At 73.3% G+C, this 12,457-nt stretch carries 16 protein-coding genes; 9 read left to right on the top strand and 7 right to left on the bottom strand.

Annotation, left to right across the window (positions count from 1 at the left end):
• Positions 1 to 8: 8 nt before the first annotated feature.
• From G408_RS0104935 to G408_RS13210, 3 genes are all read left to right on the top strand, one after another.
• Entirely contained in the window at positions 9 to 566 is a 558-nt protein-coding gene (locus G408_RS0104935) for a DUF3228 family protein (RefSeq protein WP_028770196.1), read from the top strand.
• Positions 567 to 677: 111 nt separating this feature from the next.
• Positions 678 to 983, top strand: a complete 306-nt coding sequence (locus G408_RS0104930; protein ID WP_028770195.1) for a hypothetical protein — start codon at positions 678 to 680, stop codon at positions 981 to 983.
• Positions 980 to 1,927, top strand: coding sequence for a M14 family metallopeptidase (locus G408_RS13210; RefSeq protein ID WP_051282631.1), 948 nt, complete (start codon positions 980 to 982; stop codon positions 1,925 to 1,927). The genes G408_RS0104930 and G408_RS13210 overlap by 4 nt, the downstream gene beginning before the upstream one ends.
• On the opposite strand, the gene G408_RS13205 is transcribed toward G408_RS13210, so the two are convergent.
• The 4 genes from G408_RS13205 to G408_RS0104905 all read right to left on the bottom strand — a co-directional run bounded on the left by G408_RS13205 (position 1,887) and on the right by G408_RS0104905 (position 4,596).
• Positions 1,887 to 2,831: a patatin-like phospholipase family protein gene (locus G408_RS13205; RefSeq protein WP_051282630.1), complete on the bottom strand. Its 945-nt coding sequence runs from the start codon at positions 2,829 to 2,831 to the stop codon at positions 1,887 to 1,889. The two genes, G408_RS13210 and G408_RS13205, sit on opposite strands and share 41 nt — an antisense overlap.
• An 80-nt stretch (positions 2,832 to 2,911) precedes the next feature.
• On the bottom strand, positions 2,912 to 3,772 hold the full coding sequence (locus G408_RS0104915) for a class I SAM-dependent methyltransferase (protein WP_028770194.1): 861 nt from the start codon (positions 3,770 to 3,772) through the stop codon (positions 2,912 to 2,914).
• A 4-nt stretch (positions 3,773 to 3,776) separates the two neighbouring features.
• A complete protein-coding gene (locus G408_RS0104910; protein WP_028770193.1) occupies positions 3,777 to 4,013 on the bottom strand; it encodes a DUF3297 family protein in 237 nt (78 codons plus the stop codon).
• Between the two features lie 13 nt (positions 4,014 to 4,026).
• The gene (locus tag G408_RS0104905) at positions 4,027 to 4,596 is read right to left on the bottom strand and encodes a hypothetical protein (protein WP_028770192.1); all 570 of its coding nucleotides are present in this window, start codon (positions 4,594 to 4,596) and stop codon (positions 4,027 to 4,029) included.
• Positions 4,597 to 4,671: 75 nt separating this feature from the next.
• On the opposite strand from G408_RS0104905, the gene G408_RS0104900 reads away from it, so the two are divergent.
• Positions 4,672 to 4,950, top strand: a complete 279-nt coding sequence (locus G408_RS0104900; RefSeq protein WP_028770191.1) for a SemiSWEET family sugar transporter — start codon at positions 4,672 to 4,674, stop codon at positions 4,948 to 4,950.
• On the opposite strand, the gene G408_RS13200 is transcribed toward G408_RS0104900, so the two are convergent.
• The gene (locus tag G408_RS13200) at positions 4,874 to 5,491 is read right to left on the bottom strand and encodes a lipocalin family protein (RefSeq protein WP_084628069.1); all 618 of its coding nucleotides are present in this window, start codon (positions 5,489 to 5,491) and stop codon (positions 4,874 to 4,876) included. The two genes, G408_RS0104900 and G408_RS13200, sit on opposite strands and share 77 nt — an antisense overlap.
• 167 nt (positions 5,492 to 5,658) lie before the next feature.
• Here G408_RS13200 and G408_RS0104890 point away from each other — a divergent pair, with 167 nt between their 5' ends.
• Complete coding sequence (locus tag G408_RS0104890) at positions 5,659 to 6,369, top strand: fused MFS/spermidine synthase (RefSeq protein ID WP_051282648.1); 711 nt, start codon at positions 5,659 to 5,661, stop codon at positions 6,367 to 6,369.
• A gap of 3 nt (positions 6,370 to 6,372) precedes the next feature.
• Positions 6,373 to 7,128: a DUF2189 domain-containing protein gene (locus tag G408_RS0104885; protein ID WP_028770189.1), complete on the top strand. Its 756-nt coding sequence runs from the start codon at positions 6,373 to 6,375 to the stop codon at positions 7,126 to 7,128.
• Here the strand turns inward: G408_RS0104885 and G408_RS0104880 are convergent.
• Together G408_RS0104880 and G408_RS0104875 are read right to left on the bottom strand one after the other, a co-directional pair.
• Positions 7,083 to 7,511 carry a hypothetical protein gene (locus G408_RS0104880; RefSeq protein WP_028770188.1) on the bottom strand — a complete coding sequence of 143 codons (429 nt, stop codon included), beginning with the start codon at positions 7,509 to 7,511 and terminating at the stop codon, positions 7,083 to 7,085. The genes G408_RS0104885 and G408_RS0104880 overlap by 46 nt on opposite strands.
• Positions 7,508 to 8,281, bottom strand: coding sequence for an arylesterase (locus G408_RS0104875; RefSeq protein ID WP_084628068.1), 774 nt, complete (start codon positions 8,279 to 8,281; stop codon positions 7,508 to 7,510). The genes G408_RS0104880 and G408_RS0104875 overlap by 4 nt, the downstream gene beginning before the upstream one ends.
• Before the next feature lie 23 nt (positions 8,282 to 8,304).
• On the opposite strand from G408_RS0104875, the gene G408_RS0104870 reads away from it, so the two are divergent.
• The 3 genes from G408_RS0104870 to accD all read left to right on the top strand — a co-directional run bounded on the left by G408_RS0104870 (position 8,305) and on the right by accD (position 12,456).
• The gene (locus G408_RS0104870; RefSeq protein WP_037412277.1) at positions 8,305 to 9,006 is read left to right on the top strand and encodes an ABC transporter ATP-binding protein; all 702 of its coding nucleotides are present in this window, start codon (positions 8,305 to 8,307) and stop codon (positions 9,004 to 9,006) included.
• Positions 9,003 to 11,516 carry an ABC transporter permease gene (locus G408_RS0104865; protein WP_028770185.1) on the top strand — a complete coding sequence of 838 codons (2,514 nt, stop codon included), beginning with the start codon at positions 9,003 to 9,005 and terminating at the stop codon, positions 11,514 to 11,516. The genes G408_RS0104870 and G408_RS0104865 overlap by 4 nt, the downstream gene beginning before the upstream one ends.
• 67 nt (positions 11,517 to 11,583) lie before the next feature.
• Entirely contained in the window at positions 11,584 to 12,456 is an 873-nt protein-coding gene (gene accD / locus G408_RS0104860; RefSeq protein ID WP_028770184.1) for an acetyl-CoA carboxylase, carboxyltransferase subunit beta, read from the top strand.
• The last annotated feature ends 1 nt before the right edge of the window (position 12,457 follow it).

Below are 12,457 nucleotides of genomic sequence, written 5' to 3'. Positions count from 1 at the left end.
GCCGTTGCATGTCCATCGTCCTCACCGAATTCGCCCGCCCCCGTCTGTTCCCGCGCGAGCCGCGCCGTAACACGATCCAGGACATCACGCCCGAGGCCTTCGTCGAGCACCTGAATCGGGTGCCGCCGCTCAGGGTACTCGATGGCTATGCTCCTTTCTGCAAGCTGCACGTGCACCGCAACTGGACCAGCACCCGCTGCCTCGTGGTGCCGATCACCGAGGAGAACCGGCACCTGCTGCGCTCGGGCTACGAGGCGCGCAGCAAGGCCGAGCTGCCGGTGCTGGTGCGCTGGTTCGAGGGCGTGGAGCCGCCGGTGGCCAATTACCTCATCGCCATCCTCTACAGCGCCGAACAACTGGCGAAGGAGGGCTCGCCGATCGACGGCGACTGGGGCGTGGTGGGCTGCATGTACACCGCCGAGCCGGAGGAGATCCCGATGGCCCCGATCACCATGATGCGCAATGCCCTCGGGGTGGAGGAGGGCGGCAGCGGGGTGCCGATCGACCGCGAGGCGTATGCTCGCAGCGTGGCGTTCTGGGAGCGCCATGCCAACTGGCGCGGCTGAGTGCCTGCCTGCAGACGGCCCGGAACGGCCCGCACCTGGCGATGATGCTGCCTCGTCCTTGCCCCCTGCGCCCCCGATGCTTTCCGCTCCTCTACTGCCCGGTTCCGTGACATGAGCGCCGACCTCCACGCCGACGATTTCGCCCTCGCCACCGTCCGCCGCTGGCGCCGCCTGCTCTGGGGCCTGGCCGGCCTGCTCCTGCTCCTGCCCTTCGTGGCCATGCAGTTCACCCGGGAGGTGCAGTGGTCGGGCGCCGATTTCCTCGTCTTCGGTGCCCTGCTCGCGCTGGCCGGAGCGGTCGTCGAAGTGGCGGTTCGGGTGAGCCGGCGTCGCGCCTTCGTGCTCGGCGTGCTGTGTGGCACCGGGCTGCTGTTCCTGCTCGTCTGGGCCGAACTGGCCGTGGGAGTCTTCTCGTGAGTACGCCATACCCCATCGGCACCCCGGGCCAGCCCTGGGGGCCGGCCGAGCGCGCGGCCTGGCGCTCGCGGCAGGTGAAGCAGCGCAGCCATGCCGAGGATGTGGTGGCGCGTATCGAGGCCCTGCGTGGCCGCTTCGATGTCATCGAGTACGGCCGCGTGGCCTATGGAGACGAGGCCTACCCGCTGCTCGCGCTCGCCAGCCCCGGCGGGCGAAGGGAGCGCCCGCTGCTTCTGGTGACGGGCGGGGTGCATGGCTACGAGACCAGTGGCGTGCATGGGGCGCTGGCCTTCGCCGAGCGCGAGGCCGCGCGCTTCTCCAGCGAGGCCGACTGGCTGGTGGTGCCCTGCGTCAGCCCCTGGGCCTACGAGCGCATCCAGCGCTGGAACGCCGAGGCCGTGGACCCCAACCGCAGTTTCCGCGAGCCCAGCCCGGCCGCGGAGTCGGCGGCATTGATGCATCTGGTGGCGCCATGGCAGGACCGCTTCCGCCTGCACATCGACCTGCACGAAACCACCGACAGCGACGAGGGCGAGTTCCGCCCGGCCCTGGCGGCACGCGACGGCAAGCCCTTCCAGCCCGGCCTCGTGCCCGATGGTTTCTACCTCGTGGGCGATACGGACCGGCCGGCGCTGGCCTTCCAGTCGCACATCATCGAGGCGGTGGCGCGGGTGACCCACATCGCTCCGCCGGATGCCGCGGGGCGGATCATCGGCGAGCCGGTGGTGGCGCCGGGGGTGATCCTCTACGACTGCCGGCCGCTCGGCCTCTGCGCCGGCCTCACCGAGGCCCCCTTCGTCACCACCACCGAGGTCTATCCCGACAGCCCGCGCACCACGCCCGCGGCCTGCATCGAGGCGCAGGTGGCGGCGGTGGTGGCCGCGGCGGAGTACGCGCTGGGCTTCACATCCAGAAGCGCTGCACCCAGTCGGCCACCCGGTTGACCTCGGCCACGCCGCGCTGGCGGCCGATCTGGTCGAACACCGGCAGGGCCGGCACGCGGTCCATCTGGTGCGGTTCGTCGGGCAGGATCGGCACCTGCAGCCGGCAGTAGTGCTCGCCCAGCAGCTGCGCGCACTGGAAGTCGGCGATGCCCATCACCCCGTCCATCAGCAGGGCACTCAGCTTCGGCGCCCACTGGGCATAGCCCCAGTCGTGCTTCACCCCCTTCACGTAGAGGCCCACCTTGCCGGTGCCGACGCTGAGCAGGCGGATATCGTCCAGCGCCGGGCGCAGGCGGGCAGCGTTGCGGCGGTCCAGGGCCTGGGCCAGTCCCACCATGGCCGGGTTGTTGGCGAACACGCCGCCGTCCACGTAGCCCTTGTGCGAGGGGAAGTAGGTGGGCGCGGCGGCGGTGGCAAGGCCCACGTCCACCACCCGCTCGCCGCGGTCCTTGGTGTCGCTGCCCGGCAGGTTGTGGAAGATCTTCGGCTTCCAGGTGCGCTCGGCCTCCTCCGCAGCCTCGTTGTCGAGGTCGAAGGCGGTGATGGCTACGTGGCGCCCGAGATCGCCCAGGGTGCTGTCGCCGAACAGCCGCCGCAGCACGGCGGCAAGGCCCTTCGAGTCGTAGTCGGCGCCGCGCACCTTCCCGAGGTCGCGCACATTGTCCCACCATGCATCCTTGAAGATGTCCTTGCCGTACTGCAGGTAGAGGCCGGCCATCTCCTCGAGGTCTCTGCCGCTGGCCAGGCCCAGGGCGAGCAGGCCGCCGGTGGAGGTGCCGACGATCAGGTCGGCGCGGTCGATGAAGCGGGCAAGGCCCTGGCGCTGGGCCACGCGCTGCAGCAGGCGCACGGTGATCAGGCCGCGCAGGCCGCCGCCGTCGAGGGAAAGGATGCGGAAGGGCATGGCCGGGCTCCGGGGGGGAGGCCACCCGACGCTAGGCCGGAATCCGCCGTGGCGGTGTAGGAAAACGCCGCGACGGGGCGTCAGCGGCGGTGCGGCCCGAGGCGCCGGGCGAACACCCCGTCGAGCCGGCGTTCGGCGCGGAAGCCGGCCTGCTCCAGCCGGCGCAGCACCTCGCCCGGCACGTCGCGGCCGCTGGTCTTGGCATTCGGGCTGCCGGTGTAGTGGAACAGCGGGGCGCCGGGCTTCAGCACCCGCGCAAGCTGGCGGTAGAAGGCGAGCGAATAGAGCTCGCCGGCGATGCCGAAGCGCGGCGGGTCGTGCAGGGCGGCATCGAAGTGGCCGTCGGGCAGGGTGGTGATCGCCGAGGCGATGTCGCCTCGGGTGAGGACGAGGCGGCCGGCGGCGGCGGGCTCGTCCGGGTCCGGCGACCAGGGGTTCAGGCGCCGCAGCCAGAGCACGTCGGGATTCTTCTCGAAGCTCCGCACCTCGGCGGCCCCGGCGGCGAGGGCGTGGGCGGCGTAGTAGCCAAGACCGCCGCAGCAGTCGAGCAGGCGCCGGCCGCGCGGCTCGACGAGCGCGACTTTCGCCGCGGCATCGTCCCAGGGCGAGACCCGGGCGGTGGGCAGCATCTTGATGCCGTCGATCTCGAAGGTGGGCGGGCCCCACGCGCTGGGAACGAGCTTGATGAGGCTGCCCGAGAAGCGCTGCACCGGCGCCCAGCCTACGCCGTCGAAGTGGTAGAGGGTGCGCTCCTTCAGCGGGCCCTCCGGCCAGGGGCGGGGTTCGCCGCGCCAGAGGAAGCCGTCGTCCCGGAGCGCCACGGTCTCCTCGCTGCGGCCGAGGTCGAGCGAGCCCTGCCAGCTCGCCTCTCCGCGCCTCCGGGCGGCGTGCAGGGCCGCCGCGCTTTCGCGCGTCAGCAGGGGGCCGGGCAGGCGGGCCACGGCCTCAGGTCAGGAAGCGGGCTTCGACCGTGCCCTTGAGCTTGATGGTCATCGGCCGGCCGCGGCGGTCCAGGGCCTTGCCGGCCGGCACCAGGATCCAGCCCTCGCTGATGCAGTACTCCTCGACATCGCTGCGCTCGTTGCCGTTGAAGCGGATGCCGATGCCGCGCTCCAGCAGGGCTGGCTGGTGGAAGGGGCTGCGCGGGTCGTTGCTGAGGCGGTCGGGCGGGGTGTCGGTCATGGGCGGGAAGGCATCAGAGGGACTGGGCCAGCGCCAGGGCCTGGCGCAGCTTTTCTTCGGTCGGGGTGGGAATGTCGGAAACCCGGAGTTCCACGGTGCTGGGCCCGTGGACGAAATGCAGCAGCACCACCCCGGTATCGGTGGTCGAGAAGGCGTCGGTACCGAGCTGCGGCTGCAGGGCATAGCCGCGGGTGGTGGTGGCACTCTCGCGGCGCCAGGCCAGGTTGGCGCGGGCCTTGGCCTCGGAGACCGGCGTCGAGACGAAGAGCTCCACGGTATTCGTGGGGCCTTCGCCGGCCCAGTAGGTGCAGCGCGAATCCCAGGCATAGCCGCTCAGCTGGGGTTCCAGCGCCTGGTGCAGGCGGAAGTCGAGGCCCGGGAACACGGCCTCGACCTCGGCCTCGCTGAGCAGGCTGCAGGCCACCACCGGCGACAGGGCTTTCAGCTGTTCTAGTTCCGGATCGACCACGGTGGCAGAGGCCTTGGCGGGCGCGGCCTCCGGTTCCGCGGGCGCGGCGCGTTCGCCGCAGGCGGCCAGCAGCAGGGGGAGCAGGAGCGCAAGCGGAGCGGAGGACCGGGGCATGGGGGACTCCTTGGACGGTGGCGGGGGGAGAAGCCGGCGCTTGCCGGCCGGGGCCGCATTGTATACAGCGTTCCCATGGACCCGATCACCCTGCTCGGCCTCGTGGCCGCCTTCCTCACCAGCGTGGCCTTCGTGCCACAGGTGGTACGCAACTTCCGCCGCCGGCAGGTGGGCGATCTTAGCGTCGCCACCTTCGGCACCTTCACCCTCGGCGTGTTGCTGTGGCTGGCCTATGGCATCGCCATCGACAGCCTGCCGATCATCTTCGCCAATGTCTTCACGCTTTCGGTGCAGGTACTGAACCTCTGGCAGATGTGGCGTTACCGCCAGCGCCCGGGCGCGGCGCCACGATAAGCTCGTCCAGGGCATAGCCGCGCGCCTCGCTGCGCTGGCGCAGCCGCTCCAGCAGCGCAGGATCGATGTCGGGGCTGCGCGAGAGGATCCACAGTGCCTTGCGCTTCGGTCCGCCCACCACCGCCCACTGGTACGCCGGGTCGAGGTCGATCACCCAGTACGCCCCCCAGGCGGGCAGCCACGAGAGCCAGCCCGGCAGGAAGCTCACCTCCAGCGCGCCGCCTCCGCCGGCCGGCCGGGCGATGCCGCGCGCCTCCAGCGGCATGCCTTCGGTGGCGCAGCGGTTGAGCACCTCGATGCGGCCATCGGCCAGGCGGGTGTAGGTGGCGGTGGTCTCGCCGGTGCAGCGGCGCTGGAAGAACTGCGGCAGCCGCGCCACCTCGTACCAGCGGCCGGCATAGCGCTCGAGGTCGAGGCTGGCCACCGGCTGGTTCGGCGCGCCCGGCGGCAGGGGCGGCGGCAAAGGGGGACTGGCCTGGAGCCGCGGGGCGCCGGCGGCGAGCAGCAGGGCGAGCAGGGCGGCGGAGCGGAGCGTAGGCATGGTGGCGGGCGCACGGGCGGATGCGCGGCACGCTGCCACGGCGCCCGCGTGGGGCGCATGAAGGCCGCCTTGTGGGCGGCGCGGCGCACGGCGTACCGTGGTGCCCCATCGAAGCGCGGAGGGGCGGCAGGGTGTGGCGTCGGGGCAAGGAGCAGGGCTGGCGGCCCGTGAGGGGCGAGCCGGTGGTGCTGCGCGGCTGGAACGTCATCGACCTGCGTTTCGCGGAAGGCACGGCGCAGAGCCGCATGTCGCGCTGGTCGCCGGACCGGCTGGTGGTGGACTACACCCGCACCATGCTGGCGGCGCTCCGCCACGTGCCGGAGCCGCGCCAGATCGGCATCGTCGGTCTGGGCGGCGGTTCGCAGGTGAAGTTCCTGCACCGCTACCTGCCCACGGCGCGGCTCGAGGTGTTCGAGATCGATCCCGCCGTGCTGGCCCTGCGCGAGACCTTCCGCATTCCCCCCGATGACGCGCGCCTGCAGGTGGTGCTGGGGGATGCCGCGCTCGAGCTGCCGCGGCGCCCGTCGGCCTACGACCTGCTGCTGGTGGACGGCTACGACCCGCAGGGCATCCCGCCGGCCCTGTCCACCCCGGGTTTCTACCGCGCCTGCCGCGCTTCCCTGCGCGAGGGCGGCGCGGTGGCGGTGAACCTCTACGCCACCGAGCATGCCCGCCACGTGGCGCACTTGAGGGCAGCCTTCGGCGAGCGCCAGGTGGTGGTGCTGGAAGAGCCGCGGCAGAGCAATCGGGTGGCCTTCGGCTTCCTGGGCCTGCCGCCGCGGCCGCCGCGCGCCCCGGCCCTGCGCTGGTGGGGGCGGCGGGCCCTGCGGCGCGAGTTTGCGCGGCTCGATGCGGTCTGGCCGGGCGGCGCGGGCTAGGCCATGGAGCGCAGCGAACGTCCTTTCGTGGTGCCCTGCCGGCCGCTGTCCTGGCGCTCGCCGTTCCGCTGGCTCGCTCTCGGCTGGGCCGACCTGCGCCGCGCGCCGGCCCTGAGCGCCCTGTTCGGCGCGGTGATCGTGCTGGCCAGCCTCGGCATCGGCGCGCTCGCCTGGGCGCTGGGGCGCTTCGCCCTGCTCGCGGCCCTGCTCTCGGGCTTCGTCTTCGTGGCGCCGCTCATCGCGGTGGGGCTCTACTGCGTGAGCCGGGGCCTCGAGCGCGGGCGGGTGCCGCGGCTCTCCGACAGCTTCGCCCTGGCGAAGCGGGTGGTCGGGCAGGCCGGGGTCTTCGCCCTGATCCAGATGGTGATCCTGATGCTCTGGGTGCGGGCCGGCATGATGGTGGAGGCCTTCGTGCCGGTGGAGGATGGCAGCCTGCGCTCGCTGCTCGAGTTCCTGCTGATCGGCTCGGCCTTCGGTTCGGTGTTCGCCGCCCTGACCTTCGCCGTGGCCGCCTTCTCCCTGCCGATGATCGCCGACCGCGACGTGGACATGGTCACTGCCGGCATCTCCAGCGTGAACGCGGTGCTGCGCAACAAGCCCGCTGCCTTCGTGTGGGCGGCACTGATCGTGGGGCTCACGGCCCTGGGTCTTGCCAGTGCCTTTCTCGGCCTCGGGCTGGTGATGCCCTGGCTGGCCTACGCCACCTGGCACGCCTACCGCGAGGCACTGGACCCCGGCGACTGGCCGCCCCTCGACTGAAGCGCGAGCGCGGCCAGCACCAGAAGGCCGGTGAGCAGGAAGCCGAGGTAGTGGGAGGAGCCGCGCAGGGCCAGCGCGGCGGCGCCGAAGCCGGCATGGGCAAGGCCGAGCGGCAGCAGTACCAGGGCCTGCGGCGGCCGGCCCCGCAGCCCCTGCCAGGCCTGGCCCAGCACCAGCGCCGCGCTCATCAGCAGCATCAGCGTGCCGAACCACCAGCCGGCGGCCAGCGGCCCGGCCAGCGCGGGTGGCGCTCCCAGGGCGCGCAGCTGCCCGAGGAAATGCGGCCCGGCGGCGAGGCCATGGGGCAGGGCGCTGAGCGCCATGCCGAGGCCGGCGAGCCCGAGGCAGACGAGCGCGGCGCGCTGCCGGAAGGCCGGGCTCATGGCGCACCGGCCGTCGGCGCCGGGTCGAGCAGGGGCTCCAGCGCCGCCCACACATGCTCGGCGATGCGCGGCTGGGCCTCGGCCGTGGGGTGCAGGCGGTCGGGCTGGAAGGCCGATTCCTCGAAGGCGATGGGCTCGAGCAGGAAGGGCAGGTAGGCCACGCCCTCGGCCCTCGCCACCTCGCCGAACAGGGCGAAGAAGGCCTCGGTGTACTCGGGACCGTAGTTCGGCGGCAGGCGCATGCCGATCACCAGCACCCCGGCGCCGGCGGCCTTCGCGGCGCGCACCATGGTCTCGAGGTTGGCGCGGGTGGCCTCCAGCGGCAGGCCGCGCAGGCCGTCGTTGGCGCCGAGTTCGATCAGCACCAGCCCCGGGCGGTGCTCGGCCAGCGCGGCCTCGATCCGCGCGGCGCCGCCGGCCGAAGTCTCGCCGCTGATCGAGGCGTTGACCATCCGCCAGGGCCGGCCCTCGCGGGCGAGGCGGGCGTCCAGCAGGGCCACCCAGCCCTGCTCGGCGGCGAGGTTGTAGGCCGCCGAGAGCGAATCGCCCATCACCAGCACGGCGCGCCTCGGCGGGGTGTCGGGGGCGGCCGGCGGGGCCGGGCCCGTCTCGTCGGCCACCGTGGCCGCGGCGGTCGTGCCGCCGGCATCCGCGCTGCCGCCGCAGGCCGTGAGCAGGGCGAGCACGAGGCCCAGCAGCAGGCCGTGAACCACCACCGCCGCTACCCGGCCCGTGACGCGGCGTTCAGCCCCGCGCGGCCACGCTTTCATTTTCCTGACCAAGAACGCCTCCGATGACTGCCCTGAGTGATGTGTCGCGCCCGGCCTCCACCGCCCTGCTGGAGGTGGAAGGACTTGGCAAGCAGGTCGAGCTGCCCTCGGGCCCGCTCGTCATTCTGGACGAGGTGGCATTCCGCATCGAGGCCGGTGAAGCCTTCGCCATCGTCGGCGCCTCGGGCTCGGGCAAGAGCACGCTGCTCTCGCTGCTGGCCGGCCTGGACCGCGCCAGCCGCGGCACGGTGCGGCTGGCCGGGCACGAGCTTTCGGCCATGGACGAGGATGCCCGCGCCGCCCTGCGTGCCGAGCGCGTGGGCTTCGTGTTCCAGAACTTCCAGCTGCTGCCGGCGCTGACCGCGCTGGAGAACGTGATGCTGCCGCTCGAGCTGCGCGGCGATGCCGAGGTCGAAGCGCCGGCGCGGGCCGTGCTGCAGCAGGTGGGCCTGGGCGAGCGCCTCGGCCACTACCCGCGCCAGCTCTCCGGCGGCGAGCAGCAGCGCGTGGCCATCGCCCGCGCCTTCGTCACCCGGCCCTCGGTGCTGTTCGCCGACGAGCCCACTGGCAACCTCGATACCGCCACCGGCCAGCAGGTCATCGAGCTCCTGTTCCGGCTGAACGCCGAGGCCGGCACCACCCTGGTGCTGGTGACCCACGACGAGCGCCTGGCCGCCCGCTGCGGACGGCAGCTGCGGCTGGCCGGCGGCCGGGTGGTGGCATGAGCCGCGGCCCCGGGGCCTGGCGCCTTGCCTGGCGGCAGGCGCGGCGCGACCTGGCGGCAGGCGAGGTGCGCCTGCTGCTGGTGGCCTTGGCCCTGGCCGTGGCCTCGGTCACCACCATCAGCTTCCTGACCGACCGCGCCGAACGGGCGCTGGCCCTGGAAGCGAACCGCCTGCTGGGCGGGGATGCGGTGCTGCGCGCCGACCAGCCGCTGCCGGCCCCGCTGCGGGCGGCGGCCGAGCGGCCGGGGCTGGAGGCGGTGGAACTGGTGGAGTTCCCCAGCATGGTGCGGGTGGGCGACCGCCTGCGCCTCGGCGAGCTGCGCGCCGTGGGGCGGGCCTTCCCGCTACGCGGCAGCTTCACGATCGATGACGGCAGCGAACGCCGCGAGGTCGGGCACGGCCCCGAGCCGGGCACCGTGTGGATGGGGCGCAGCGGGGCGAACACGCTGGGCGCGCGGGTGGGCGATACCGTGGTGCTGGGCGAGGCCCGGCTGCGGCTGGCCGCCCTGATCGAGCAGGAGCCGGACGGCGCGCTCGACTACTTCAACGTCGCACCCCGGGTGGTGTTCGCCCTCGAGGACCTGCCCGCCACCGGCCTCGTGCAGCCCGGCAGCCGCATTGCCTACCGCCTCGTGGTGGCCGGCACGCCGGATGCGGTGGAGGGCTTCGTGGCCGCGGTGCGGCCGCAGCTCGGCCGCGGCCAGAGGCTGGAAACCGCCGCCGACGGCCGCCCGGAGATCCGCCGCGCCCTCGACCGCGCCAGCCGCTTCCTCGGCCTTGCCACCCTGGTGGCGGTGATCCTCGCCGCCATCGCCGTGGCCATGGCTGCCCGCCGCCACAGCGCCCGCCACCTCGATGCCTGCGCGGTGATGCGCTGCCTCGGCGCCTCGCAGGCCACCCTGCTGAAGGTGCAGCTCGGCGCCCTGCTGCTGCTCGGCCTGCTGGGCAGCACGATCGGTGTCACCGTGGCCGGGCTGCTCTCCGGGGCGATCGGCCACTGGCTGTCCTCGGCCCTCGGGGTTGCCGTGCCCTCGGCGGGCCTCGCGCCGGTGCTGGCCGGCTATGCCGTGGGCCTCGTGGTGCTGCTCGCCTTCGCCGCGCCGCCGGTGCTGGCCCTGCGCCGCGTGCCGGCCCTGCGCGTGCTGCGCCGCGACCTCGACCCGGCGGAGCCGGGGGCGCTCACCCTCGCCGCGCTCGCCCTCGCAGGCTTCGCCGCCCTGGTGTGGTGGCAGGCGAAATCGCCGCTGCTGGCGGGGGCCATGCTGGGGGGGCTGCTGGCCACCTTCGCCGTGCTGTCTGCACTGGCCCTGCTGCTGGTGCGCGCCGTGGCGCGGCTGCGGCCGCGCCTGCGCGGTCCCTGGCGCTACGGCCTTGCCAACCTGAGCCGCCGCCCCGCCACCACGGTGGCCCAGGTCAGCGCGATCGGCCTCGGTCTGATGGCGCTCCTCGTGCTCACCTTCGTCCGCACCGACCTGCTCTCGCGCTGGCGCGAGGCCCTGCCGGCCGATGCTCCCAACCGATTCCTGCTGAACGTACAGCCGGCGCAGGTCGAGCCGCTGCGGGCCTTCCTGCGCGAGCAGGGCCTGGCCGAGGCGGCGATCTACCCCATGGTGCGCGGCCGCTGGGTGGCGAAGAACGGCGAGGCCGTGTCGCTGGAGGCCTTCGGCAAGGAGCCGACGCGCGCCCGCCGCCTCGCCGAGCGCGAGTTCAACCTCAGCACCGCCTCGGTCCTGGGCGACGACAACACCGTGGTGGCCGGGCGCTTCTGGCCCCCGGATACCCGTGTCGCCCGCGACGGCGACATCGCCCTCTCGGTGGAGGAGGGCCTGGCCGACACGCTCGGCTGGCGGCTGGGCGACCGCGTGGCCTTCGACATCGCCGGCACCCGCATCGAGGGCGAGGTGCGTTCGATCCGCCGGGTGAAGTGGGAGAGCTTCCGTCCGAACTTCTTCGTGCTGGTCTCGCCCGGCGTGCTGGAGGGCCTGCAGGGCAGCGCGATCACCGCGGTGCACGTGCCACCGGGCCGGGACGATTTCGCCCGCGCCCTGCTGGATCGCTTCGCCAACCTCTCGGTGGTCGACATCGACGCCATCCTCGGCCAGGTGCGGCGGGTGGCCGACCAGGTCTCCACCGTGGTCGAAGCGGTGTTCCTGGTGGCCGTGCTGGCCGGCGCCCTGGTGCTGCTAGCCGCGGTGGGGGCCAGCCAGGACGAGCGCCTGCGCGAGGGCGCGGTGATGCGGGTGCTGGGCGGCAGCCGGCGCCAGCTGCGGCTGGCCCAGGCCGGCGAGTTCGCCGCGCTGGGGCTGGTGGCCGGGCTGGTGGCGGCACTGGCCGCCACCCTGCTGGCCGGCGTGCTCGCGGTGCAGGTGCTGGAACTGCCCTGGGTGCCCGATCCCAGGCTGGCTCTGGGCGGCGCCGCGGCCGGCGTGCTGGTGGCGCTGGCGGCCGGCCTCTGGGCCACCCGCCGCCTGCTCGACGCCCCGCCCTCGGTGACCCTGCGGGAGCTCTAGCCGGGCGGGCAAGGCCGTGCGCCGACCGGCTAGACTAGCCCCCCTCCGACACCCCCCAGGGGCATCCATGAGCTGGTTGAACAAGCTGAAACTCGGTGGCATCCGCACGCAGGGCGGCAACAAGCGCGGCGTGCCGGAGGGCCTGTGGGAGAAGTGCGAGCACTGCGGCGCGGCGCTCTATGCCCCGGAGCTGGACCAGCACCAGCATGTCTGCCCGAAGTGCGACCACCACATGCCGATCGGCGCCCGCGAGCGCCTGAACCACTTCCTCGATGCCGGCAGCTTCGAGGAGATCGGCGGCGACCTCGGCCCGGTGGATGCACTGAAATTCCGCGACCAGAAGAAGTACGCCGACCGCATCAAGGCCAGCCAGAAGGCCGTGGGCGAACTCGACGCCCTGGTCGCCGGGCGCGGCCTGCTCAAGGGTCAGCCGCTGTGCGTGGCCGCCTTCGAGTTCCGTTTCATGGGCGGCTCCATGGGCTCGGTGGTGGGCGAGCGCTTCACCCTGGCCGCCGAGCGCGCCCTGGCCGAGCGCAGCGCCCTCGTCTGTTTCTCCGCCACCGGCGGCGCGCGCATGCAGGAGGGCCTGTTCTCACTGATGCAGATGGCCAAGACCTCGGCCGCCATCGCCCGCCTGCGCAAGGCCGGGGTGCCCTACATCTCGGTGCTCACCCATCCGACCACCGGCGGCGTCTCCGCCTCGCTCGGCATGCTGGGCGACATCAATGTCGCGGAACCCCGGGCGCTGATCGGTTTCGCCGGGCCGCGGGTGATCGAGCAGACGGTGCGCGAGAAGCTGCCCGAAGGCTTCCAGCGCAGTGAGTTCCTGGTCGAGCACGGGGCCGTCGACCTGATCGTCGACCGCCGGCAGATGCGCGACCGCCTGGCCGCCCTGCTGGCCCTGATGACCCGCCGCCCGGCGCCGAAGGAGGCGGCCTGAG

The sequence above is a fragment of the Silanimonas lenta DSM 16282 genome (assembly GCF_000429065.1).
GTDB classification, from domain to species: domain Bacteria; phylum Pseudomonadota; class Gammaproteobacteria; order Xanthomonadales; family Xanthomonadaceae; genus Silanimonas; species Silanimonas lenta.
The sequence above is the reverse complement of the archived record's forward strand: the minus strand, read 5'-3'. Positions and strand labels throughout refer to the sequence as shown.